Origin of the sequence: Streptomyces sp. NPDC048436 (genome assembly GCF_043200355.1) — a bacterium.
Classification (GTDB): Bacteria; Actinomycetota; Actinomycetes; order Streptomycetales; family Streptomycetaceae; genus Streptomyces.
Genome location: NZ_JBICXP010000001.1, coordinates 184,427 through 206,949, shown reverse-complemented (window position 1 = coordinate 206,949; position 22,523 = coordinate 184,427). Strand labels below are relative to the sequence as shown.

The following is a 22,523-nucleotide window of genomic DNA, read 5'->3' as shown; positions in this document are numbered from 1 at the left end:
GACCTCAGCGCTCGGCGTGACCGCTCGGTGACGGGACCTTCGGGCTCTTCGGGCTCTCAGGGCCCTTCGGGCCCTTCGGAATCTTCGCCGTGAACTGGTCGGCCTGCAAGGCATACAGCTCCGCGTAGAGGCCGCCCGTCCGCAGCAGTTCGTCCGGCGTGCCCGACTCCACAAGGCGCCCGCCGTCCAGGACATGGACGAGATCCGCGTGGCGCACCGACGCCAGGCGGTGGGTGATGAGGATGACGGTCTGGCCCGTCCCAGCGAGGGCCCTGATCTTCTCGAAGACCTCCAGCTCCGCGCGGGCGTCGAGCGCCGCCGTCGGCTCGTCCACGATGAGGATGGAGCCGCGCCGGTACGCGGCCCGCGCGATCCCGAGCCGCTGCCACTGGCCGCCCGACAGCTCGTGCCCGCCGGTGAACGCGCGGGCAAGGAGCGTGTCGAGGCCGCGCGGCAGATCGGCCACGACACCCCCGGCGCCGGCCTCCCCGACGGACGTACCGATCCGGTCGTCGGTGAGCGGCACCGAGGTCCGGCCGATCGCGATGTTCACGCGCGCCGTGAACGGCCACCGTTTGAAGTCCTGCGCCACCATCGCGATGCGTTCCGCAAGCTGGTGCCGGTCCGCACCCGCCGCGTCGACGTCGTCCCAGAGGATCCGCCCTTCGCCCGGCGGGTAGAGGCCGGCGAGCAGTTTCACCAGGGTGGTCTTGCCGGAGCCGTTCTCACCCACCAGGGCGACGATCTTTCCGGTGGGCAGGGTGAGGGAGACATCGCTGAGTGCGTCCCTGCCCGACGTCCCCGGATAGCGGAAGGTGACGTTCTCGAACCTGATCTCCCGTGGATCCGGCGGCAGTTCGCTCCCGCCGACCGGGATCGCGCGCTGCTCCGCCTCCACGAAGAGCCGCTCCAGGTCGCCGACGAACATGGCGTCCTCGTGCAGGGAGTTGATCTCGACGACGAGCGTGTCGAGGTTGGAAGCACCGGTGCGGATCGCGATGACGGCGGTGCCCGCGACGGACAGCGCCATCGCTCCCGCCAGCAGCAGACCGCCGAGCGTCGCGTACGTGGCCACGGTGGCGATGCCCGTCCAGGCCGCCGCGAACAGACCCGTACGGGCGGCGAGCCGTGCCAGGCGCGCCTGCTCCTCCTCCGCGGCCTCCGACATGGACCGGAAGTGCCGCAGCAGGAAAGGAGCCACGCCGTGGACGCGGATCTCGGGTGCCGCTCCCGTGTCCGTGAGCAGGCTGCCGATGAGGCGTCCCGCGCGGGCGTGCTGCACCCAGGCGTGGAAGGAGACGTACCGGCGCCGGGCGATCGTCAGGGCGCTCCACGCGCTCGGCAGGGTCATCGTCGTCAGGAGCGGCAGGAGCAACGGGTGCAGGACGGTCAGCACGCCCGCGGCCGCGATCAGTGAGATCAGCGCGTTCACCACACGGGTGGAGATGCCGACCATGCGACGGGCGGACGCGGCGCCGTACTGCGCGGTGTCGAGCAGCTTGTGGAACGCGTCGTCCTCGATGGCCGACAGCTCCACGGACGCCGCCTTCCGCAAGTACTGCTCGGTGGCGACCCGTTCGACCTTCGGTTCGAGACGGCCCGTTGCGTACGTCGACGCGGCGCGCAGCAGCGCGGCGACGAAGAGGACGGAGGCCACCGTCACCAGGGCGGGGATCGCGCCGCGCAGCCGGTCGGCCACCGGGGCGTCCGTCAGCAGCCGCCCGAGCACGCTGTTGACCGCCAGCAGGCTGACCGCCTGCGCGAGGCCACGGCCGAGCTCGGCGCCGATGACGAGGCGCGCGGCCTGCCGGTCGGCCTGCCAGGCGAGCCGGAAGCTGGCGGCGAGGAGCACCGGAAGGCGCTTCACCATGGACCGGAACCCCAGCTGAAGGAAGGCCTCCTCGTACTGGGCCCAGCCGGTGTCGTACCGCAGCGGACCGCCGAAGAGCAGCGACTCCGAGTCGGAAGTCCGGCCCTGTTTACTTGAGTTGCTCGGGTTTTCGCTCGTCTGCTTCCCCTTCTCCGAGTGCGTACGTCGTCTGCGGTCTGCAACCCCGGGCAACTGTTGCCGGTTTCACCGGGAGAGCAGTGCCATACCCCATGCAGCCGACTCCGCACCCGCGCAGGCAAAGGAGTTATTCCGTGACCGACACGCTCCGGACACCTCAACCGGCCACTTCGAGGGCGAGCGCCGAGAGGATTACGCCCGAACTGCCCTGGACCACTCCGGCGTTGTCCCCGTCACCCTGCACAGGGCCAGGTACAGCGGGATCGGCGGCGTATAGGGCACCTCGCCGCCCGCGGGGGAGTGGATCAGCGGGGGAGAGTGGTGGGCGCCGGGGATCACGGCGCCTGCGGCGTAGTACGCGGGGGGCGGCCATTCGAGTGCGACGTCGGAATCAGCGGGCACGATCCACCACCACCGCGCCGCCTCTACATCTTCGTACACACATCCGGCCCGTGGCAGCCGCGCCATCAGCTCGGGTCCGAACGCCGAAGGGACGGAGACCGCGTCGCACCCCAGGGGCTGCGACATCCCGTCCGGGACGGCGAGCCGCGTCGGCGGCAGTGCAGGGGAGGCGGCGGACCGGCCCCGTTCAAGGCGTACCAGCGTGTCCAGGTCCAACAGCCGCCGTACCGTCACCGCGCTCACACGCCTCCTGCCCACGTCGTCCTCACGCCCACACCCACCGTCACCTCACGCCCGCAGTTCCGCCCACACGGTGAGCCCGGCCCCGGGGCCCTTGTCCCGGACGCCCCACGCGGTGCTCACCGCCTCGACGAGAAGCAATCCCCTCCCGTGCTCCTCGTCCGCGTCGGGTCCCTCCTGGGGAGGGCGCGGGACACCCGACCCGTAGCCGTCGTCACGCACAGCTATCCGCAGCTTCCCCGGGCCAGTGCAGAGCTCGCAGATGATCCGGTGGCTCGCTGTGTGCACGATCGCGTTGGTGACCAGCTCGGAGACCACGAGGGCCGCGGCGTCACGGGTGTCCTCACCGATGTCCCAGCCCACGAGCTGCGCCTTCGCCAGCCGTCTGGCCTGCGACGCCGAGCCCGGCCGTGGCACGAGCGCGAAGCTGACACAGAGCTCGGAGTCGCCCTCGGCCCACGCGTCGGCGGTGATACCGACAGGGGGAGCGGCGGCTGCTGTATGTAACGGCGCGGGCGGAGTCACAGCATCCACTATCGCCCCGCCGGGAACACCTTGGCAAGACCCACTCTGAAAAGTGCACAGTGGCGTGTTCCTTCGGGACGGCACATGGCACACTGCTCGCAACGGCTCCAGCTGCGGAGTGAATTGGCATGTCTTGGAGTACGTGGAGGTAGGACGTGAGCGAACCGCGGTCCGCGCCGACCGTCGGCCAGGTCGTCCTAGGCCGTCGTTTGCAGGACCTGCGTGAGCGCGCAGGCCTCAAACGAGAGGAGGCCGCGCGGATCCTTCGCGTGGCCCCCGCCACGGTCCGCCGCATGGAAATGGCCGAGGTCGCGCTGAAGATCCCGTATCTCCAGCTGCTCCTGAAGTCCTACGGCGTCGCCGACGACGAGGCCGACGCCTTCGTGACGCTCGCCGAGGAGGCGAACAAGCCGGGCTGGTGGCAGCGCTTCCACGACATCCTGCCGGGCTGGTTCAGCATGTACGTCAGCCTGGAGGGCGCGGCCAGCCTCATCAGGTCCTACGAACCGCACTTCGTGCCGGGGCTGCTGCAGACCGAGGAGTACGCACGCGGTGTGATGCGCTCCGGAGCGATCGGCCAGACCAACCCCGATGACATCGAGCGGTACGTGGCCCTGCGGATGGAGCGGCAGTCGCTGCTCGCCCGCGAGGACGCGCCGCGGGTCTGGATCGTGATGGACGAGACCGCCCTGCGCAGACCCGTGGGCGGTCCCGATGTGATGCGAGAGCAGATCGACAAGCTGCTCGAAGCCGTCGAACTTCCTCATGTGACCCTGCAGATCGCGCCGTTCGCGGCGGGTCCGCACCCGGGCACGTACGGGCCGTTCGTGCTCTTCCGCTTCGCCATGGCGGAACTGCCGGACATGGTCTACAGCGAGTACCTGACCGGCGCGGTCTATCTGGACGCGCGCACCGAGGTGGCGACCCACCTCGAGGTCATGGACCGCATGGCGGCGCAAGCCGCGACGGCACATCGCACAAAGGAGATCCTCCGGGATCTCCGCAAGGAGCTGTGAATGGATCGACACCGAGCCGGCACGCGACCCGGGTCCAAGCCCGGAGCCGGGTCCCGCCCCGAGTCCCGGGACGACTCCCGGATCTACAACGGCATGCCCGCCCGTGAACTCGGCAGCGAGGGCTGGCACAAGCCGTGGAGCGGCGGCAACGGCGGCAACTGCCTGGAGGCCATGAAGCTGGCCGACGGCCGGGTCGCGGTCCGCCAGTCGGCCGATCCGGACGGTCCCGCGCTGATCTACACGTACGGCGAGATCAACGCGTTCATCCAGGGAGCCAAGGCGGGGGAGGCGGACTTCCTGCTGTCGTGAGGCTCCCGCTTCCCTCGCCTCGCCCCGTCGCTCAGGTGAGGGCGAGGATGAAGGACGCCGACGCGGCCAGCGAGGCGCCGACGCGGATGTGGTTCCACATGGTCCATTCACTGACGTACGTACGCCAGTGATCCGCGCTCTGCGGCGCCTGCGCGTCGAGCTTGGCGAGGGCGTCGTTGCGGGGGACGTTCGCGGCGACGGTCACCCCGAACGAGCCGAACAGATACAGCGCGCTGCCGAGCAGCAGCTCGACGGTGCCCTCGTCGGGCCAGAGCACGAAGGTGACCACGGCGACGACCGCGGTGAGTCCTGCGGCGCCCATGAACACGGCCATGAACCCGGCGGTGACCGCCTTGACGTTGATCGACTGCATCGCGGCGATGCCTTGCGCCGGGGGCAGGGCGGCGAGGCCCTTCATCACGAACGTCGAGAAGGCGACGAACGCTCCGGCGACCAGGCCGCAGGCGAGCGCGCCCAGGACGACGAGCACGAAGTACGGTCCCTCGATCATGGCAACTCCCGCGTTGAGTAAGGCAGCCGTGAGGTGAGCCTCAGATGAGCGAGCCGCGAGTGATCCTCCATGGCGCGGCGGCACACCACAAGTGAATTGCCCGGAGCGGGTGCGAGGCCATGTGCGGGGGTCGCGGGAACATACGGGGGCGTCGCAGCGGTGTCCTGGATTCCCCCCCGGCTGCCCGCCTGCCCGCCTGCCACCCCGCGTTGCGGACCGACCCCGCCGCACCCGCGCCCCTCCCACCCTCAGACCGCCACCTCCTCCCGCCCAGCTCCCCGCCAGGCCCGCAGTGTCTCCTCCACCGTGGGGGCGATCCGGCGTCGTGCCTCCCAGCGGGGGACTCCGCTCATCAGGAGGCGGTCGTACGGCGTGTCCGTGTGGCGGACGGCGGCCGCCACTGCCGCCGTCACCGCGGCGGCGGACAGGGCTCGGCCCGCCGCGCTCCGGCCCACCCGGCCGCTGCCCCGCACCGACGCGTGCGCGGCGATCGCCCGGGAGCGTTCCCCGGGGCAGCCGGGGAAGAGGCGACGTATCTCGTCCGCGAAAGCCGCGGTGAAGCGGACGTCCTGCGTGGCCCGGCGTGCCGCGTCCCGCGCCCGGCGGCGTGCCCGTGCCTCCGCGTCCGCCAGGCACCGCTCCTCGGCCCGTGCGAGCGCCCCCTCCTCGACGAGGACACCCTGCCGCTCGTACCGCCCCTGACGCCGGTTGAAGCGGACGACCACCGCGGAGAGGCCGCTCCCTTCGCGGGCCCTCCGTGTCAGCGCGGTGTCCCCGCGCGGCAGGAGGACGAGATGGTCCAGGTCGGCGCAGTCCAGGCAGCGCGGCTCCCCATCCTCGATGACCAGCAGGGAGAGCGGCCCGCCGCGGCACTCCGCGCAGTGGCGGCGCTTCAGGGGTTGGATGGCGATAAGGGCGTGGCGGGGGAGGGGAGTTGGAGCTGCCATGCAGGGTTCATTCCCCGGGCGGAGGGTGCGTATCACCGTGGGGGCCATCGTGGGGGAGGGGCGGGAGAAGCCGGCGGTACGGGATGCGGGGCCCGGCATCCTGGGACGGCCGACCCTGCATCATGGGACCCGTGCGACTCGAAGCGATCACCTGGGACCGGCTCACGGACGTCCTCGCCGACCGGCTGCTCGACCTGAAGACGGCCGACGAAAGCCCCTGGCCCCGCATCGCCTTCGACGGGGCCCCGGCGGGCAGACCCGGAGAGCTGGCCGGGCGCGTGGCCGACGCGCTACGGGTGCGCGGGCGATCCTCACTCGTCGTCGGCACGGAGGGCTTCCTGCGCCCCGCGTCGCTGCGCCTCGAATACGGGCGTGAGGACGTGGAGGCGTACTACAGCGGCTGGTTCGACACCGGCGCGCTCTGGCGCGAGGTCTTCGGGCCGCTGGATCCGGGCGGCACGGGACGCGTGCTCCCCGATCTCTGGGACCCGGCCGCGGACCGGGCGACCCGCAGCCCCTACGTCCAACTCCGGCCAGGTACCTTCCTGTTGCTGCACGGGCCGCTGCTGCTCGGCCACTGGTTCCCCTTCGACCTGACGGTTCACACCAGCCTTTCGCCGGGCGCCCTGCGGCGACGTACCGAAGAGGGCGAGCGGTGGACGCTGCCCGCCTTCGAGCGGTACGAGACGGAGACGGACCCCGGTGCGGCGGCCGACGTCGTCGTACGTGCGGACGATCCGCGGCACCCGGCGTGGAGCGGCTGGACGGACCCGGGGGAGTGAGACTCGACGAAGGGAAGTGATTCGCTAAAGAAGAGGGCGACGGACGTACCGAAACACCGAAACCCCTTATATATGCACGTGCATGTAGTTAGAGTCTGGGCATGACAACGGCAGCGATCAACTTCAGTGAATCCGTCCGCGCTCTCCTCGACGGCAAGAACTTCGCCAGCATCGCGACCCTCGGCCCCGACGGCGCCCCCCAGAACTCGGTGGTGTGGATCAAACGGGAAGGTGACACCGTGCTGTTCTCCTCCACGGCGCGGCGCCAGAAGGTCCGCAACCTCGAACGCGATCCACGTATCAGCGTCTCGGTCTACGACCTGGCCAACCCGTACACCTCCACCGAGATCCGCGGCGTCGCCGAGATCCTCCCCGACCCGCACAAGCGGCTCCCGCGCGAGCTCTCGCACAAGTACCTGGGCATCGACCCGCCCGGCGAGAAGGACGAGGAGACCCGGGTGATCATCAGGATCACCCCGGAGAAGGTCATCGGCTTCTCCGCCTGAGGCCCAGGCCCTCGGGGCTGCCCCCTCTCCGGCGTGCGGGCCCGCGGGGGCCCGGAGAGAATGAGGGGGCCGGGACTAGCGGCGCCCCCGCGCCGCGCCGGCCACCCCGGCACCGGGAGGCATCACATGACCACCGCCGGAGACATCATGCACAGCGGCGCCCAGTGGATCCCCGCACACGAGACCCTGGACCGCGCCGCACAACTGATGCGCCAGCTCGACGTGGGCGCACTGCCCATCAGCGACGAGAACGAGCGGCTCTGCGGCATCCTCACCGACCGCGACATCGTGGTCGAGTGCGTGGCGATGGGGCACGACCCGTCCAAGGTGACCGCGGCCGAGATGGCCAAGGGCACGCCGCGCTGGATCGATTCGGGCGCGGACGTTGGCGAGGTCCTGCGCGAGATGAAGGGCCGTCAGATCCGCAGGCTTCCTGTCATCGAGAACAAGCGTCTGGTCGGCATGATCAGCGAGGCGGACCTCGCCACTCACCTCACCGAGGAGCAGCTCGCGGACTGGGTGGAGAGCGTCTACGCGAAGAGCTGACCCCCCAGGCCGTGCGCAGGGCCCGTGCGGATCAGAGCCAGCCGTTGCGCCGGAACCCCCGGTAGAGCGCGAAACAGGTCGTGACGATCACGCCGATGACCAGGCCGTAGCCGTACTTCCAGTGCAGCTCGGGCATGTGGTCGAAGTTCATCCCGTACACACCGCAGACCATCGTCGGTACGGCGATGACGGCGGCCCAGGCGGTGATCTTCCGCATGTCCTCGTTCTGCGCGACCGTCACCTGTGCGAGATGGGCCTGAAGGATGGAGTTCAGGAGCTCGTCGAAGGAGGCGACCTGCTCCGTGACCCGCTTGAGATGGTCGTCGACGTCCCGGAAGTACGCCTGTATCTCCGGGGCGACCGCCCGCATCGGCTGGGTGGCGAGGGTCTGCAACGGCCGGGCGAGGGGCGCCACGGCGCGCTTCAGTTCGAGCAGTTCGCGCTTGAGCTGGTAGATGCGGCCGGGGTCGGCGCGCTCCCCCTCCTTGGAGAACACATCCATCTCGACCTGGTCGATGTCGGCCCGCACCGCGTCCGCCACGGCGAGGTAGTCGTCCACGACGTGGTCGGCCAGCGCGTGCAGCACGGCGGCAGGACCCTGGGCGAGCTGCTCGGGCGCCGACTCCAGCTCCTCGCGCAGCGGGCCGAGCGAACCGTGCCGCCCGTGCCGCACGGTGATCACGAACTCCGGGCCGACGAAGACCATGATCTCGCCGGTGTCCACCACCTCGCTGGTCGCGGTGAGTTCGGCGTGCTCCACGTAACAGACGGTCTTGAAGACGGCGAACAGCGTCTCGTCGTACCGCTCCACCTTCGGCCGCTGATGGGCGTGGACCGCGTCCTCCACGGCGAGGGGGTGCAGGTCGAAGAGGTCGGCGATGCCGGCGAACTCCTCTTCCGTGGGCTCGTGCAGCCCGAGCCAGACGAACCCGTCACCGCTCTTGCGGACGCGCCCGACCTCCTCGACCAGGTCATGACCGCCCTCCTGGCGCACGCCGCCCCGGTACGTCACGCACTTCACCACCGCCGAGCCCAGCGGGGAGCGGGCGGGGTGGCTCAGGTCGACGCGGGTGTTCTTGCGTACGAACTGGGCGACCCGCGCGACTCTCCGCAGGCTGCCCACCTTCCGGAGGTTGCCTACCTTCCGCAGGTTGCCTGCCATCGACATGCGTGGCTCCTAGTCCTGGTGACGTGACGTGCCAGTCTGCCAGTACGTTCCGACAGTGCCGCCTCGCCCTGTGGGAACGGAAGGCTCCGCTCCGGCTTGCCGCAGCCCGCTCCGGGGCGCCCTCCCCGGAGCAAGCGGGACAACTGGAATGATCGGCACATGACGCTCATCGACGGTTATCTCACCGGAAACAGGAATCGGAACGCAGAGGCAGGCGCGGGGCAGCGGCCCGGCTCCGACGCCTTCTCGGCGCTCTTCGACCCCACGGCCTTCCGGCACATCGAGCGGCTCGGCATCGGTCCGGGGTGGCGCTGCTGGGAGGTCGGGGCGGGCGGCACCTCGGTCGTCTCCTGGCTCGCGAAGCGGGTCGGTCCCACGGGACGGGTCCTCGCGACCGACACGGACATCTCCTGGCATACGTCGGCCGCGCGCACGCCGGTCGAGGTCCGCGTCCATGACGTGGGCGTGGACGGGCCGCCCTCCGGGGGCTTCGACCTCGTGCACGCACGGCGGGTCCTCGCGGGGGTGCCGGACCAGGAGTCCGCGCTGCGGTCGATGATCAGGGCCCTGCGTCCTGGGGGCCGCCTGCTGATCGAGGAGGCCGACCCCGCGCTGCAGCCGCTGTCCTGCCCGGACGAGCACGGCCCGGCGCAGCAGTTGGCGAACCGCCTGCGGCACGCGCTCATCACCCAGCGCGGCACCGACCTCGCGTACGGCCGCGGCCTGCCCCGCCTGCTGCGCGCGGCGGGCCTGCGCCAGGTGGAGGCCGACGCGTACTTCCCCCTGACGTCACCGGCGTGCACGGCCTTGGAGGCGGCCATGATCCAGCAGTCCCGCACGGCCCTGACCACCGCGGGCCTGGCCACCGACGACGACATCACCGCCCACTTGGCGAACATCGCGGCAGAACCGATGGACTTGGCGACGGCGCCGCTGATCTCGGCGTGGGGGAGGAAGGGGTAGGGGCTCCCTCCGCGGGGGCCCGCGACTCAGGCCTTCCCCCAACCACCTCGACGGCCCGAGCCCCCGCCCCGCACCCCTCCGCCACCGCCTCGCCGAGCCCCGCGCCGCCCAGGTGCGAGGCGAGGAACGCTCCGGTGAACGCGTCGCCCGCGCCCGTCGTGTCGTGGGGTGTCGCGGACCGGGCGGGGGTCTCGGCCCGTACCTCGCCGTCCTGGGCGGCCAGTGCGCCCGCCGCGCCTCGCTTGACCACCACCGTGGGGTATCTGCGGTTCAGTTGCGTGGCCGCCTTCGCCAGGTCCGGAGCGCCCGTGAGCAGCCGCGCCTCGTCCTCGCTCGGCAGCAGTACGTCCACTCCGTCCGTCGCCGCCAGGAAACGGTCCACCCCGAGAGCCGTGAGGAACCCCGCCGAAGCCGGGTCCACACTCACCGGCACTCCACGCGCGCGTGCCGAAGCGAGTGCCGCCCCGGCCGCCGCCCGGCTCGGCTCCGCGAAGAACAAATACCCCGACAAGTGCAGCCACCCGACGCCCTCCAGGAGCGCGGGCGACCAGTCGGAGACCGAAAGCCGCAGGGCCGCGCCGCTGTCGGTCAGGAACGTCCGCTCCGCACCGGCGCCCCCGTCGACCACGCAGATCACCGTCCCCGTAGGCGCCTCGGGGTCGACGACGAGTCGGGGACGCACCCCCGCGCGCGTGAGCGCCTCCTCATGCCACCTCGCCGACTCCGCGCCGACCCGCCCCAGGAGGCGTACGTCCGGGCAGCCCCAATCAGCAGCCCAGCAGGCGACGTTGGCGCCCGCGCCGCCCGGCACCGTACGGATCGCCGCCGCCGTGTCCGTGCCGGGTGCCAGCGGTGTGCGGTGCCGCGCGACGATGTCCGTCACGATGTCGCCGACGACCAGCAGGGCCCCGCCCCGCGAGGTCACCGCCCCGCCCAGGCCGCCGCGATCCGCCCCGCGAGCCGTACGTTGCCCCGGACCGCCGCCAGGTTCGCGCCGAGCGAGGCGCCGTCGGTACGCCGCACCAGCTGGTCCAGGAGGAACGGCGTGACCGCCTGCCCGGTGATGCCCCGCTCGGCGCACGCCTCCAACGCCTCGGCGAGCACGCGCGCGTGCAGCGCGGGATCGAGCTGCTCGGACTCCGGCACCGGGTTGGCCACGAGCAGTGCGGACTCGGGGCCGCCGACCGCGTCCTGGGCCCGCATCACCGCGGCGACCTCCGCGGGCGTACGCAGCGTCCAGTCCACCGGATGCCCGGAGTCGGTGAGGTAGAAGCCGGGGAAGCGGTCCGTCCCGTACCCGGCCACCGCGACGCCAAGCGTCTCCAGGCGCTGCAGCGTCGCCGGCACGTCCAGGATCGACTTCACGCCCGCGCAGACGACCGTGATGCGCGTTCGCGCCAGCAGCCCCAGGTCGGCGGACTCGTCCTGCGTCACCGTCCACTCCCGGTGCACCCCGCCGAGCCCGCCCGTGGCGAACACCCGCACGCCCGCGCGGGCGGCGAGCAGCGCCGTAGCGGACACGGTCGTCGCCCCGCTCGCCTCCGCCGCGACGGCGAGCGCCAGGTCGCGGTGGCCCAGCTTGCGGATGCCGTCCTCGTTCGCGACCCGCTCCAACTGCTCCTTGTCCAGGCCGACATGGGGGCGCCCGTCCAGTACGGCGATCGTCGCGGGGACCGCGCCCTCCTCGCGTACGACTTCTTCGAGCTCACGCGCCACCTGGAGATTGCGCGGGCGCGGCAGCCCGTGCGCGATGATCGTGGACTCCAGGGCGACGACCGGCCGCCTCTCCGCCACAGCGGCCTGTACCTCGTCGGACACCACCAACACGGGCCTGCCTCCTGCCTGTCGGGTCTCCCCTCATCCCTGGCGGGCGGGACCCGTCCGCAAACCCCGTGCGCCCCGCCCCGGCGCGCACGCCTTGGGAGGGCGCGATTAGGGTGACCCGCCATGACTACGAATGATCAAGCCGCCGCCTCGTTCGCCGTGCACATTCCGGACGCCGATCTTGAGGCGGAGTCGCTCGACCCGGAGCAGATCGTCTCCGGCACCCCGGAGGTCACCGGCAAGGTGCTGTGGGAGTCCGCCGACGGCAAGCAGCTGCGCGGCATCTGGCAGATCACGCCCGGCGTGGTCACCGACACCGAGGCCAACGAACTCTTCGTGGTCGTCAGCGGGCGCGCCACCGTCAAGGTGGAGGGCGGCGACGTCCTGGAGATCGGCCCCGGCGACGCGGCCGTCCTGCGTGAGGGTGACCGTACGACGTGGACGGTGCACGAGACGCTGCGCAAGGCGTACCACATCACGCTGCCCTGACCGCCGGGCTCAGGAGCTGCGGGCTCAGGCCTTCTTGAGCGTACGCAGGAGTGCGAGCGCCGCCATCGGCAGCAGTACGCACACGCCGATGAGGTTGAGCCAGCCGTAGCTCGCCCGCGCGACGATCAGGCCGGCCGCGGCGCCGCCGATGCCCGCCGCCGTGTTCATGGTCAGGTCCGACAGACCCTGCACGGCGGCCCGGGCGGGCTGCGCCACCGAGTCGGTGAGCAGCGCGGAGCCGGAGACAAGGCCCGCGGACCAGCCGAGGCCGAGGACGAAGAGACCGGCGGCGGTCTGGCCGTGGCTGGGTCCGGCCGTGCCGGCGAGCAGCGCGGCGCAGCCCAGGAGCCCGACGGCAAGGCCGATCACGGAGAGCCGCCCGAAGCGGTCGGCGAGCCAGCCCATCACCGGCGAGAGCGCGTACATGCCCGCGATGTGGCCGCTGATGACGAGGCCGACCAGTTGCAGGCTCGCCCCGTGGTGCCCCAGGTCCACCGGGGTCATGACCATGATCGAGACCATCACGGTGTGCGAAGCGGCCACCGTCACCAGGGCGAGCCGGGCCATCGGCGACGCGGCCACCGCGGCCACACCGGCCCGCAGCGAGCGGCTCTGAGCGGAGTGGTTCTCCTCCGGGGCGAGGGCGCGGGCGGTGAGCAGCGGGTCGGGGCGCAGCAGCACCGCCACCACGAGCCCTGCGACGGCGAAGATTCCGGCGGCGAAGAGGAAGGGGCCCGCGGCCTCGGGTATGGCGGTGCCGGAGAAGAGGCGGCTGGTGGGCGCGGCGATGTTCGGGCCGAGGACCGAGCCGACGGTGGTGGCCCAGATGACGAGGGAGATGGCACGCCCGCGCCGGTCGGGCTCGGCGAGATCGGCCGCGGCGAAACGGGCCTGCAGATTGGCCGACGATCCCGCGCCGAAGCCCGCCATACCGAGCAGCAGCAGGGGGAAACTGTCGACGACCGCGGCGAGGACCACGAGCCCGGCCCCCAGCGCGCCGATCAGATACGCAAGGACGAGCCCCGGCCGCCGCCCGCGCGACGTCATCACCGCGGCGAGCGGCAGCGACAACAGGGCCGTGCCGGCCACGGACGCGGTGGGCGCGAGGCCGGACAGCGCCTCAGTCCCGCTCACGTCGGTCGCGAGCATCGGGGCAAGCGCGATACCGATCGGCACCCCGAGCCCGCCCAGAATCTGGCTGGTGATCAGCACCGCCGTCGTACGGCGGCGCAGGGCGGGCAGCGCCTCTGGCGTGGGTATGTCAGGGGCGTCGAGGGTCGAGGTCACTGGCGCAGTGTGCCAGGACGCCGTCCCGGGGGAAACAGAGTTGTCCGCGGCATGCGAGGCGTACGACGGAGGTTCAGAACAGCGGCTGCGGCAGCACCCCTTCCAGGGCCAGCAGCTGCCGTTTCGTCTCGACGCCGCCCCCGAAACCGCCGATGCCGCCGTCGCTCTCGACCACCCGGTGGCACGGCACCACGACCGGCAGCGGATTGGCGCCCATCGCCATGCCGACCGCCTGGGCCGCGCCTGGCTGGCCCACGCGACGGGCCAGGTCTCCGTAGCCGACGACCGCGCCGTACGGAACGGTCGTCAGTTCGCGCAGGACCTGGCGGTTGAACCCGGAGATCAGCGACCAGTCGAGCGGCAGCTCGAAGGCGTGCCGCTCGCCCGCGAAGTAGGCGGCGAGCTGGCGTATGGGCTCGGCGAGAAGAGGTGAGCCGGGCGCTTCGAGCGGTTCGGCCCCCAGCCGGGAACCGAGCCGCTCCACTGCCTTGTCGCGCACCTCGTCCGTCGCGTGGAAGACGACGCTGACCAGGCCTTCGTCCGTCGCGGCGAGCAGCAGTGGACCGATGTCGCTCGCGACGACGCCCCACACCACCTGCCCGAGCTGCTCGTGCTGCCCTTTGGCGTTCATGTCGACCACGGTACGACCGGGCACTGACAACGCCGCCGCGAGCGCGTACGCGGCAGCCCCGCCACTAGTCGGAGAGCGCCTCACGCACGACATCGGGCTTGTTCGTGATGATGCCGTTCACCCCGAAGCCCGCCACCCGCTGCGCGGCGGCCGCGTCGTTCACGGTCCAGGTGAAGATCTCCAGGGGCTTGCCGTGCGGCCCCTTGAACGCGTGGATCGCGGCGACGTACTTGTCGGAGATCGTCGTGTGCGACGAGTTGATCTGGTCGGCGAACTCCGCGTACTCGGGCAGCTCGGCGACCGCGGGCGTGCCGAGGAAGCCCGTCTTGATGTCGGGCCGCAGCTTGTGCACCTTCTTGACGCTGTCCGCGCTGAAGCTCTGGATGACGAGCTTGCTCTTGACGTGGTGCCGGTCGAGCCAGCCCGTCTTGCGCAGGACGGCCAGGCCCTGCTTCTCGATGCCCGGGTACAGCTCCGGCTTCTTGAACTCGAAGACGAGCTTCTGGTGGTTGCGCGAGACGCGGTTCATGTACTGCTTCAGCGTCGGCACCCGCTGGCCCGCGTACTTCGGGCTGAACCAGCTGCCCGCGTCCAGCTTGGCGATCTCCGCCGCGGTGAAGTCCGATACCTTCCACGGCGCGCGGTCGGGGAAGACCTGTTCGACGTCGGTCGTCCGCGTCAGCGTGTCGTCGTGCATGATCACGAGCTCGCCGTCCTTGGTGCGCTGTACGTCGTTCTCGACCCAGCGGAACCCCATGTCAGCCGCCTTGTCGATGGCTGAAAGAGTGTTCTCGGGGGCGTAGGCGGAAGCACCCCGGTGCGCGACGACCAAGGGACTGTCGTGCCGTGCGGACGTCGGGGTGGCCTTCTGTACCGAAGACCGGTCCGCGGCGTGAGCGGTGGCGGAGGGAAGGGCGAGTGCACCGGCTCCCAGAAGAGCGGCGGTGGTGGCAGCGGCAACGCGTGCGTACAACGGTGACTCCTCGCGATGTGTGTGGTCACGGACCGGATGAGAGTGACAGTCCATGGCCAACGCGAGACAGGTGCAGGATGGCCACAGGTTGAACGGGGGCAGCCGGGATTCTTTCCCGGAAAATCGTTCGTAAGTTCCGGAGTGAGCTTTACTCTCTGCGTCAGCTCATGGCCTGTCAGTAGACAGTCTGCTGGGGCTTTTTGGGGGTAATCCCGGCAATCAGACACATTAGGCGGAGGGGCTACCGCGCATGCAGGGGACGATCGACGGTTTCAGCTATGGACTTGTCACACCGGTGACGGCATACCTCATGGCGTTTCTCGGGGGAGCGCTCGGCTTGCGGTGCACCACCAGGTCGCTCCTTGTCGCGCACTCCTGGCGTCCAGGCTGGCTTGCGCTCGGCTCCGCGGCGATCGGCTCCGGCATATGGACCATGCACTTCATCGCGATGATGGGCTTCACCGTCGAGGAAGCCCCGATCCACTACGACAAGGCGCTGACCTTCGCGAGTCTCGCCGTCGCCATCCTCATGGTCGGCATCGGGATCTTCATCGTCGGCTACCGGGGCGCGACCGGGTCGGCCCTGTTCACCGGCGGCACGATCACCGGTCTGGGCGTCGCCTCGATGCACTATCTGGGAATGGCCGGTATGCGTCTGCGCGGGACGCTGGAGTACAACACCCTCACCGTCTCCGCGTCCGTGGTGATCGCCGTCGTCGCCGCGACCGCCGCCCTCTGGGCGGCCGCACAGGTCAGAGGATTCCTCTGGAGCCTGGGCGCGAGCCTCGTCATGGGCCTGGCCGTCACCGGTATGCACTACACCGGGATGGCCGCGATGAGGGTCCATCTGCACGGCTCGACCGCGACGCCGACCGGTGACTCGCCCGCCGAGCTGCTCGCGCCCATGATGATCGGCCCGCTGGCCTTCCTGCTCCTCGCGGGCGTGATCGTGATGTTCGACCCGCTGATGGTCATGGGCAAGGCCGACCTCCAGAGCTCCGCCCAGGGGCCGCACGCCCCCTACCCCGTCCCGCGCTCCGGCGACCGGCACGACCCCCGGGCGGGCCGCAGGCCCCCGCAGCGACCCGGTCCGAGGGCCCCGCAGAGCTGGTGACCGGACCCCGTTGTCAGTGCGGGGTCGTACGGTGGATTCCATGCGGCCCGTATCCAAGATCGAACGCACGGTGGCGCCTTTCGAGGTCGTCAGCAACTACACGCCAAGCGGCGACCAGCCGGCGGCCATCGCCGACCTGGAGCGGCGCGTCCGCGCAGGTGAGAAGGATGTCGTCCTGCTCGGCGCGACCGGCACCGGAAAGTCGGCCACCACCGCGTGGATGATCGAGAAGCTCCAGCGCCCCACCCTCGTGATGGCGCCGAACAAGACGCTGGCCGCCCAGCTGGCCAACGAGTTCCGAGAGCTCCTGCCGAACAACGCGGTGGAGTATTTCGTCTCGTACTACGACTACTACCAGCCCGAGGCGTACGTCCCGCAGTCGGACACGTACATCGAGAAGGACTCCTCGATCAACGAGGAAGTCGAGCGCCTGCGCCACTCCGCGACGAACTCGCTGCTCACCCGGCGTGACGTCATCGTGGTCGCCTCCGTCTCCTGCATCTACGGCCTCGGCACCCCGCAGGAATATGTCGACCGCATGGTGTCGCTCAAGGTCGGCGACGAGATCGACCGCGACCAGCTCCTGCGCCGCTTCGTCGAGATCCAGTACACCCGCAACGACGTGGCCTTCGCCCGTGGCACGTTCCGGGTCCGCGGCGACACCATCGAGATCTTCCCGGTCTATGAAGAGCTGGCCGTCCGCATCGAGATGTTCGGCGACGAGATCGAGGCGCTCTCCACGCTGCACCCCCTCACCGGCGAGGTCATCAGCGACGACGACCACCTCTACGTCTTCCCGGCCTCGCACTACGTGGCGGGCCCCGAGCGCCTGGAGAAGGCGGTCACCAACATCGAGAAGGAGCTCGCCGAGCGCCTCGCCGAGATGGAGAAGCAGGGCAAGATGCTGGAGGCCCAGCGCCTGCGCATGCGCACGACGTACGACCTGGAGATGCTCCGCCAGATCGGCTCCTGCTCCGGCGTCGAGAACTACTCGATGCACTTCGACGACCGCGAGCCCGGCTCCGCGCCGAACACCCTCATCGACTACTTCCCCGAGGACTTCCTCCTCGTCATCGACGAGTCGCACGTCACGGTCCCGCAGATCGGCGCGATGTACGAGGGCGACGCCTCACGGAAGCGGACCCTGGTGGACCACGGCTTCCGGCTGCCGTCCGCGCTGGACAACCGCCCGCTGAAGTGGGAGGAGTTCCTCGGCCGCGTCGGCCAGACCGTCTACCTCTCGGCGACCCCGGGGAAGTACGAGCTCTCGCGCGGCGACGGCTTCGTCGAGCAGATCATCCGCCCCACTGGCCTCATCGACCCGCAGGTCGTGGTCAAGCCCACCGAGGGGCAGATCGACGACCTGGTGCACGAGATCCGCACCCGCACCGAGAAGGACGAGCGCGTCCTGGTCACCACGCTCACCAAGAAGATGGCCGAGGACCTCACCGAGTACTTCCTCGAACTGGGCATCCAGGTCCGCTATCTGCACAGCGACGTCGACACCCTGCGCCGCGTCGAGCTCCTGCGCGAGCTGCGCGCCGGTGAGTACGACGTCCTGGTCGGCATCAACCTCCTGCGTGAGGGCCTCGACCTGCCCGAGGTCTCCCTGGTGTCGATCCTCGACGCCGACAAGCAGGGCTTCCTGCGCTCCGGCACCTCACTGATCCAGACCATCGGCCGCGCGGCGCGCAACGTCTCCGGCCAGGTCCATATGTACGCCGACAAGGTCACTCCGGCGATGGAGCAGGCCATCGAGGAGACCAACCGCCGCCGCGAGAAGCAGATCGCGTACAACAAGGAGAAGGGGATCGACCCGCAGCCGCTGCGCAAGAAGATCAACGACATCGTGTCGGCGATCGCGCGCGAAGAGGTCGACACCGAACAGCTCCTCGGTACCGACTACCGCAAGGGCAAGGGGGCCGACGCGGGAACAGCCGCCAAGGCGCCGGTGCCCGCGCTCGGCGGCAAGGCGGGCAAGGCCGCCAAGGGCAAGGCCGCGGAGAAGGTGCCCACCGACCGGCCCGCGGCCGAACTGGCCGAGCAGATCGAGGAGATGACGGCCCGTATGCGCGCGGCCGCCGCCGACCTCCAGTTCGAGATCGCCGCCCGGCTGCGTGACGAGGTGTCAGAGATGAAGAAGGAGCTCAGGCAGATGAGGGAGGCGGGGCAGCGCTAGGCGTACTGCCTGGTGTGTTGCAAGACCGACACAAAGTGCCGCCCACAGTGCGGCACTGTCCGTGGCTCTGCGTAGGGTGCTGGGCAACCGCACAGACCGGCGGTTGCCCAGGCAGTTCGAGAGGGGACAGCGCGTGACGGTCAACATGACCAAGGGTCAGGCCATCAGTCTGCAGAAGGACGACGGGGGCGCCCTGACCGCGGTGCGCATGGGTCTCGGCTGGCAGGCGGCCCCGAGGCGCGGCCTGTTCGGTACGCGCACGCGTGAGGTCGACCTGGACGCGTCGGCGGTCCTGTTCGCCGACAAGCAGCCGGTGGACGTCGTGTTCTTCCGTCATCTCGTCAGTGACGACGGCTCGGTCCGGCACACCGGTGACAACCTCGTCGGCGGCGTGGGCCAGGGCGGCGACGACGAGGCGATCCTCGTAGACCTGCAGCGGATCCCGGTCCACATCGACCAGATCGTCTTCACGGTGAACTCCTTCACGGGACAGACGTTCCAGGAAGTGCAGAACGCGTTCTGCCGCCTGGTCGACGAGACCAACGGCCAGGAGCTCGCCCGCTACACACTCGACGGCGGCGGTCAGTACACCGCGCAGATCATGGCGAAGGTCCACCGCGCGGGCGCGGGCTGGCAGATGACGGCCATCGGCACTCCCGCCAACGGCCGCACCTTCCAGGACCTGATGCCGTCGATCCTGCCGCAGCTGTAGATACACGGCACCAATAAGTACAGAGGGCACGAGGGGGACGAAGGCGATGACGGCCGAGCTGGTCCGGGGGCAGAACCACCCGCTTCCCGGAACCCGTCTGGAGATCAGGGTCTCGGTCGGCAAGCCGATCGTGGCCGGGGTGACGCTCAGCGACGACCAGGGCAAGGTCCGGGGCGCGGAATGGGTGGCCCACCCGGGCTCGCCCACGCTGCCCGGCCTCGAAGTGCCCCGCCAGGCCGCCGCCGACCACCGCCTCGCGGTGGACCTCGGCGCCGTCCCCGAAGCGGTGCACCGGGTCAATGTGCTGCTCGCGCTGCCCGTCGGCGTAGGGGGGCCGATCAGCTTCGGCGCCCTCGCCGCCCCCTTCGTCGCCGTCACCGGACTCGACGGCTCCGAGGTCGCCAGCTACACCATCACCGACCTGAACGCCGAGTCCGCCGTCGTCGCCCTTGAGCTCTACCGACGGCAGGACGCCTGGAAGGTGCGCGCCGTCGGCCAGGGGTACGCGGGCGGCCTCGCCGACATGCTCACCGACCAGGGCCTGCCGCAGGCGCGCGAACTGGCGGGCGCGATCAACGAAGCGGTGGCCCAGGGCCTCGCCCGCTCGGTGGCGGCGCCGCCACCCCGCTCCTCGGACGACACCCGCGTACGGACGACGGGGCAGGCCGCCCCCGCCCCCGCCCCTGCCCCAGGCCCCGCCCCCGCAGCGCCGGGCCCGGACAGCGCGGCCGGCCAGCCGCCCCCGCCCGCTCAGCCCGCCCCACCCACGCCCCAGCCGGCCGCCACCGGCAGCACGGCCGCCGCAGGACCCGTCAACTACACCCACCCCAGCCGCCAGACCACCGCCCCGCCACCGCCCCCGCCGACCGCGGCCCCCGCCGAGCCGGGCAAGGCCGCCCAGCCCGTGGCGGGCGACGCGACCGGCTGGTCCATGGAGGAGCGGCTCTACAACCAGGTCTGGGGCATGTTCGAGGACCTGGCCCGCACCACGGCCGCGTACCGCAGCGCCGTCGACTTCGCCGAGTCCCGCATGGAGCAGGAGCTGGACAAGGTCCTCTCCGACCCCCGCAGCCGCATCGGCAACACGGGGGACACCGCGCGCGAGGCCGCCCGCGCCAAGCACGGCCTCCTCGTCGACCAGGCCAGGGCCGCCCTCGACCGGGACCTGGCCCAGCTCGCCACCGAGTCCGACGTCGTCGAGCCCGCCCTGCCCATGGCGTACGCGGGCTGGGACAGCCCCGTCTGGCACGCCTACCGCACCCCGATGGAGATCCCCATGGCCCTGCGCCTGGGCGACCTCCACCTGCCCGAGCGCCCCGGCCTGCACATCCCGCTCCTTGTCAGGCTTCCCCTGGAGCGCGGCCTGTGGATCGACAGCGGCCGCTCATCCGGCACGGACTCCCTGGCCGACGGCGACCAACTGCGCCGCCTCGCCATGGACAGCGCGGTCGCGCACGCCGCGCGGCTGCTCGCCGTCTATCCGGCGGGCGAGTTCACGGTGCATGTGATCGACGCGGCGGGCTCCGCCGCGGGCGCGCTCACCCCGCTCACGGCGGCCGGAGTGCTCGCCGAGCCGCCGGCCTCCGGCGCGGCAGGCGTCTCCGCGGTCCTCGCCAAGCTCACCCAGCGGGTGGACCTGGTGCAGATGGCGATCCGCGCGGGCGCCGCCGACGCGCTGCCGCCGGACCTGGACACCGCCGAGCAGCTCCTGATCGTCAACGACTTCCCGCACGGCTTCGACGACCGCGCCGTGACCCAGCTCCGCTACCTCGCGGACGAGGGCCCCGCGGTCGGCGTGCACCTCATGATGGTCGCCGACCGCGAGGACGCCGCCGAGTACGGCCCGCTGCTCGATCCGCTCTGGCGCGCGCTCCTGCGCCTGACGCCGGTGGCCGACGATCACCTCTCCGACCCCTGGGTCGGTCATGCGTGGACGTACGAACCGCCGATGACACCGCCGGGCAGCCAGGTGCTCCGGCAGGTCCTCGGCCAAGTCGCGCGCGCCCGCCGCACGGGTAGCCGCTGACCTGGACTTTTGGCTTTCATTTGCCACCAGCTTTACCAAACCTTGGTGTTTCGCGTACTCTTCATACAGCGGAGGGGAGTACTCCCGAACGCGACGTACCCGTCAATACGGACCGCCATCGGTCCCGGGGCGTCGGCCCGCGGGGCGGTGAGCCGCCTCGGGTGGAAGAGACCTCCGGCAGCGACGACGCTGATCAGTAGCCGTACGACGCCGGAGGCGCAGTGGACGTTTCAATGACTCTCTGGGTGCTGACCATTCTTGGTCTGTGTGCCCTCATCGCGGTCGACTTCTTCATCGGCCGCAAGCCGCACGACGTATCCATCAAGGAAGCCGGAACCTGGACGATCGTCTGGATCGTGCTGGCCGCGCTCTTCGGAGTGGGCCTGCTCATCTGGGGTAACAGCCAGGCGTCCGGCGAGTTCTTCGCGGGCTTCATCACCGAGAAGTCGCTCAGCGTCGACAACCTCTTCGTCTTCATCCTGATCATGGCGAAGTTCTCGGTGCCGACCCATCTCCAGCAGCGGGTGCTGCTCTTCGGTGTGCTGATAGCGCTCGTCCTGCGGGCGATCTTCATCGCCGCCGGCGCCGCGGTCATCGCCAACTTCTCCTGGGTCTTCTACATCTTCGGCGCGTTCCTGATCTACACCGCCTGGAAGCTCATCCAGGAGGCGCGCGCTGACGACGAGGACGAGGAGTGGGAGGAGAACCGCCTCCTGAAGACGGTCGAGAAGAAGTTCGGCGTCGCCGACCGGTACCACGGCACCAAGCTGTTCATCGAGAAGAACGGCAAGAAGATCCTGACGCCCCTCATGGTCGTCATGCTCGCCATCGGTACCACCGACATCCTGTTCGCGATGGACTCGATCCCCGCGATCTTCGGCCTCACCCAGGACCCGTACATCGTCTTCACGGCGAACGCCTTCGCCCTGATGGGTCTGCGCCAGCTGTACTTCCTCATCGGCGGACTGCTCAAGAAGCTGGTCCACCTCAGCTACGGCCTCTCGGTCATCCTGGGCTTCATCGGCGTGAAGCTGGTCCTGCACGCACTGCACGAGAACGGCGTGCACGTCCCCGAGATCTCCATCCCGGTCTCGCTCGGCGTCATCTGCGGTGTCCTGATCATCACGACGATCACCAGCCTCATCGCCTCCAAGAAGCAGTCCGAGAAGGAGGCCGCCGAGCAGGCGTCCGACGAGACTTCGAAGGACAGCATCGAAGCCTGACGGTGGCGCAGTAAGTACAGCAAGGGGTGTGGCCCCCGGCGCTCCGCCCCGGGCCCCACCCCCTCCAGCGGTGAGGGGCCGGGACCGAAGTCGCGGGGGCCCCGCGCCCCGGGCACCCTCGGGGGGCAGATACCATTGGCCC

General features: G+C 70.5%; 23 protein-coding genes. 12 read left to right on the top strand and 11 right to left on the bottom strand.

The window, feature by feature from the left end; translation table 11 throughout:
* Positions 1–4: 4 nt before the first annotated feature.
* The 3 genes from ACGFX9_RS01030 to ACGFX9_RS01020 all read right to left on the bottom strand — a co-directional run bounded on the left by ACGFX9_RS01030 (position 5) and on the right by ACGFX9_RS01020 (position 3,175).
* Positions 5–1,951 carry an ABC transporter ATP-binding protein gene (locus ACGFX9_RS01030; protein WP_393465486.1) on the bottom strand — a complete coding sequence of 649 codons (1,947 nt, stop codon included), beginning with the start codon at positions 1,949–1,951 and terminating at the stop codon, positions 5–7.
* A 249-nt stretch (positions 1,952–2,200) separates the two neighbouring features.
* Positions 2,201–2,653 (bottom strand): hypothetical protein, encoded by a 453-nt coding sequence (locus ACGFX9_RS01025; protein ID WP_393463093.1) that lies wholly within the window; start codon positions 2,651–2,653, stop codon positions 2,201–2,203.
* 45 nt (positions 2,654–2,698) lie between these two features.
* Complete coding sequence (locus ACGFX9_RS01020; RefSeq protein WP_393463092.1) at positions 2,699–3,175, bottom strand: ATP-binding protein; 477 nt, start codon at positions 3,173–3,175, stop codon at positions 2,699–2,701.
* Positions 3,176–3,330: 155 nt separating this feature from the next.
* On the opposite strand from ACGFX9_RS01020, the gene ACGFX9_RS01015 reads away from it, so the two are divergent.
* Both ACGFX9_RS01015 and ACGFX9_RS01010 read left to right on the top strand, forming a co-directional pair.
* Complete coding sequence (locus ACGFX9_RS01015; RefSeq protein WP_393463091.1) at positions 3,331–4,191, top strand: helix-turn-helix domain-containing protein; 861 nt, start codon at positions 3,331–3,333, stop codon at positions 4,189–4,191.
* 93 nt (positions 4,192–4,284) lie between these two features.
* A complete protein-coding gene (locus ACGFX9_RS01010) occupies positions 4,285–4,500 on the top strand; it encodes a DUF397 domain-containing protein (protein WP_361188955.1) in 216 nt (71 codons plus the stop codon).
* Positions 4,501–4,531: 31 nt separating this feature from the next.
* Here the strand turns inward: ACGFX9_RS01010 and ACGFX9_RS01005 are convergent, their stop codons facing one another.
* Positions 4,532–5,011 carry a DUF1772 domain-containing protein gene (locus tag ACGFX9_RS01005; RefSeq protein WP_393463090.1) on the bottom strand — a complete coding sequence of 160 codons (480 nt, stop codon included), beginning with the start codon at positions 5,009–5,011 and terminating at the stop codon, positions 4,532–4,534.
* 248 nt (positions 5,012–5,259) lie between these two features.
* Complete coding sequence (locus tag ACGFX9_RS01000) at positions 5,260–5,958, bottom strand: DUF2293 domain-containing protein (RefSeq protein WP_393463089.1); 699 nt, start codon at positions 5,956–5,958, stop codon at positions 5,260–5,262.
* 122 nt (positions 5,959–6,080) lie between these two features.
* Here ACGFX9_RS01000 and ACGFX9_RS00995 point away from each other — a divergent pair, with 122 nt between their 5' ends.
* The 3 genes from ACGFX9_RS00995 to ACGFX9_RS00985 all read left to right on the top strand — a co-directional run bounded on the left by ACGFX9_RS00995 (position 6,081) and on the right by ACGFX9_RS00985 (position 7,792).
* A complete protein-coding gene (locus ACGFX9_RS00995; protein ID WP_393463088.1) occupies positions 6,081–6,740 on the top strand; it encodes a uridine kinase in 660 nt (219 codons plus the stop codon).
* A 101-nt stretch (positions 6,741–6,841) separates the two neighbouring features.
* Positions 6,842–7,246 carry a PPOX class F420-dependent oxidoreductase gene (locus tag ACGFX9_RS00990; protein WP_393463087.1) on the top strand — a complete coding sequence of 135 codons (405 nt, stop codon included), beginning with the start codon at positions 6,842–6,844 and terminating at the stop codon, positions 7,244–7,246.
* Positions 7,247–7,372: 126 nt separating this feature from the next.
* Positions 7,373–7,792 (top strand): CBS domain-containing protein, encoded by a 420-nt coding sequence (locus ACGFX9_RS00985; RefSeq protein ID WP_393463086.1) that lies wholly within the window; start codon positions 7,373–7,375, stop codon positions 7,790–7,792.
* Positions 7,793–7,823: 31 nt separating this feature from the next.
* Here ACGFX9_RS00985 and ACGFX9_RS00980 read toward each other — a convergent pair whose 3' ends face one another.
* Positions 7,824–8,960, bottom strand: coding sequence for a magnesium and cobalt transport protein CorA (locus ACGFX9_RS00980; RefSeq protein ID WP_393463085.1), 1,137 nt, complete (start codon positions 8,958–8,960; stop codon positions 7,824–7,826).
* Positions 8,961–9,119: 159 nt separating this feature from the next.
* Between ACGFX9_RS00980 and ACGFX9_RS00975 the strand changes: the two genes are divergently transcribed.
* Positions 9,120–9,923: a methyltransferase domain-containing protein gene (locus ACGFX9_RS00975; protein ID WP_393463084.1), complete on the top strand. Its 804-nt coding sequence runs from the start codon at positions 9,120–9,122 to the stop codon at positions 9,921–9,923.
* Here the strand turns inward: ACGFX9_RS00975 and ACGFX9_RS00970 are convergent.
* Both ACGFX9_RS00970 and ACGFX9_RS00965 read right to left on the bottom strand, forming a co-directional pair.
* Positions 9,838–10,848 (bottom strand): carbohydrate kinase family protein, encoded by a 1,011-nt coding sequence (locus ACGFX9_RS00970; RefSeq protein ID WP_393463083.1) that lies wholly within the window; start codon positions 10,846–10,848, stop codon positions 9,838–9,840. The genes ACGFX9_RS00975 and ACGFX9_RS00970 overlap by 86 nt on opposite strands.
* Entirely contained in the window at positions 10,845–11,750 is a 906-nt protein-coding gene (locus ACGFX9_RS00965; protein ID WP_393463082.1) for a pseudouridine-5'-phosphate glycosidase, read from the bottom strand. Before ACGFX9_RS00965 ends, ACGFX9_RS00970 begins: the two co-directional genes overlap by 4 nt.
* A 120-nt stretch (positions 11,751–11,870) precedes the next feature.
* Here ACGFX9_RS00965 and ACGFX9_RS00960 point away from each other — a divergent pair, with 120 nt between their 5' ends.
* Positions 11,871–12,236, top strand: a complete 366-nt coding sequence (locus ACGFX9_RS00960; protein WP_393463081.1) for a cupin domain-containing protein — start codon at positions 11,871–11,873, stop codon at positions 12,234–12,236.
* Between the two features lie 24 nt (positions 12,237–12,260).
* Here ACGFX9_RS00960 and ACGFX9_RS00955 read toward each other — a convergent pair whose 3' ends face one another.
* The 3 genes from ACGFX9_RS00955 to ACGFX9_RS00945 all read right to left on the bottom strand — a co-directional run bounded on the left by ACGFX9_RS00955 (position 12,261) and on the right by ACGFX9_RS00945 (position 15,127).
* Entirely contained in the window at positions 12,261–13,523 is a 1,263-nt protein-coding gene (locus ACGFX9_RS00955) for an MFS transporter (RefSeq protein ID WP_393463080.1), read from the bottom strand.
* Between the two features lie 73 nt (positions 13,524–13,596).
* A complete protein-coding gene (locus ACGFX9_RS00950; RefSeq protein ID WP_393463079.1) occupies positions 13,597–14,154 on the bottom strand; it encodes a methylated-DNA--[protein]-cysteine S-methyltransferase in 558 nt (185 codons plus the stop codon).
* A gap of 64 nt (positions 14,155–14,218) precedes the next feature.
* Positions 14,219–15,127 carry a glycerophosphodiester phosphodiesterase gene (locus ACGFX9_RS00945; RefSeq protein ID WP_393463078.1) on the bottom strand — a complete coding sequence of 303 codons (909 nt, stop codon included), beginning with the start codon at positions 15,125–15,127 and terminating at the stop codon, positions 14,219–14,221.
* A gap of 250 nt (positions 15,128–15,377) precedes the next feature.
* On the opposite strand from ACGFX9_RS00945, the gene ACGFX9_RS00940 reads away from it, so the two are divergent.
* From ACGFX9_RS00940 to ACGFX9_RS00920, 5 genes are all read left to right on the top strand, one after another.
* Positions 15,378–16,241 carry an MHYT domain-containing protein gene (locus ACGFX9_RS00940; RefSeq protein ID WP_393463077.1) on the top strand — a complete coding sequence of 288 codons (864 nt, stop codon included), beginning with the start codon at positions 15,378–15,380 and terminating at the stop codon, positions 16,239–16,241.
* 40 nt (positions 16,242–16,281) lie between these two features.
* Positions 16,282–18,420: an excinuclease ABC subunit UvrB gene (gene uvrB / locus ACGFX9_RS00935; protein WP_393463076.1), complete on the top strand. Its 2,139-nt coding sequence runs from the start codon at positions 16,282–16,284 to the stop codon at positions 18,418–18,420.
* Positions 18,421–18,553: 133 nt separating this feature from the next.
* Positions 18,554–19,132 carry a TerD family protein gene (locus tag ACGFX9_RS00930; RefSeq protein WP_393463075.1) on the top strand — a complete coding sequence of 193 codons (579 nt, stop codon included), beginning with the start codon at positions 18,554–18,556 and terminating at the stop codon, positions 19,130–19,132.
* Positions 19,133–19,178: 46 nt separating this feature from the next.
* Complete coding sequence (locus ACGFX9_RS00925) at positions 19,179–21,158, top strand: TerD family protein (protein WP_393463074.1); 1,980 nt, start codon at positions 19,179–19,181, stop codon at positions 21,156–21,158.
* Between the two features lie 221 nt (positions 21,159–21,379).
* Entirely contained in the window at positions 21,380–22,381 is a 1,002-nt protein-coding gene (locus tag ACGFX9_RS00920) for a TerC family protein (RefSeq protein ID WP_393463073.1), read from the top strand.
* The last annotated feature ends 142 nt before the right edge of the window (positions 22,382–22,523 follow it).

What these genes read in the sequence shown, in the direction of transcription:
- ACGFX9_RS00925 (WP_393463074.1), top strand. Translation starts at nt 19,179, where the DNA reads ATGACGGCCGAGCTGGTCCGGGGGCAGAACCACCCGCTTCCCGGAACC.
- ACGFX9_RS00960 (WP_393463081.1), top strand. Translation starts at nt 11,871, where the DNA reads ATGACTACGAATGATCAAGCCGCCGCCTCGTTCGCCGTGCACATTCCG.
- ACGFX9_RS00950 (WP_393463079.1), bottom strand. Translation starts at nt 14,154, where the DNA reads ATGAACGCCAAAGGGCAGCACGAGCAGCTCGGGCAGGTGGTGTGGGGC.
- ACGFX9_RS01005 (WP_393463090.1), bottom strand. Translation starts at nt 5,011, where the DNA reads ATGATCGAGGGACCGTACTTCGTGCTCGTCGTCCTGGGCGCGCTCGCC.
- ACGFX9_RS00975 (WP_393463084.1), top strand. Translation starts at nt 9,120, where the DNA reads ATGACGCTCATCGACGGTTATCTCACCGGAAACAGGAATCGGAACGCA.
- uvrB (WP_393463076.1), top strand. Translation starts at nt 16,282, where the DNA reads ATGCGGCCCGTATCCAAGATCGAACGCACGGTGGCGCCTTTCGAGGTC.
- ACGFX9_RS00940 (WP_393463077.1), top strand. Translation starts at nt 15,378, where the DNA reads ATGCAGGGGACGATCGACGGTTTCAGCTATGGACTTGTCACACCGGTG.
- ACGFX9_RS01010 (WP_361188955.1), top strand. Translation starts at nt 4,285, where the DNA reads ATGCCCGCCCGTGAACTCGGCAGCGAGGGCTGGCACAAGCCGTGGAGC.
- ACGFX9_RS01000 (WP_393463089.1), bottom strand. Translation starts at nt 5,958, where the DNA reads ATGGCAGCTCCAACTCCCCTCCCCCGCCACGCCCTTATCGCCATCCAA.
- ACGFX9_RS00980 (WP_393463085.1), bottom strand. Translation starts at nt 8,960, where the DNA reads ATGTCGATGGCAGGCAACCTGCGGAAGGTAGGCAACCTCCGGAAGGTG.
- ACGFX9_RS00995 (WP_393463088.1), top strand. Translation starts at nt 6,081, where the DNA reads ATGGGACCCGTGCGACTCGAAGCGATCACCTGGGACCGGCTCACGGAC.
- ACGFX9_RS00990 (WP_393463087.1), top strand. Translation starts at nt 6,842, where the DNA reads ATGACAACGGCAGCGATCAACTTCAGTGAATCCGTCCGCGCTCTCCTC.
- ACGFX9_RS00985 (WP_393463086.1), top strand. Translation starts at nt 7,373, where the DNA reads ATGACCACCGCCGGAGACATCATGCACAGCGGCGCCCAGTGGATCCCC.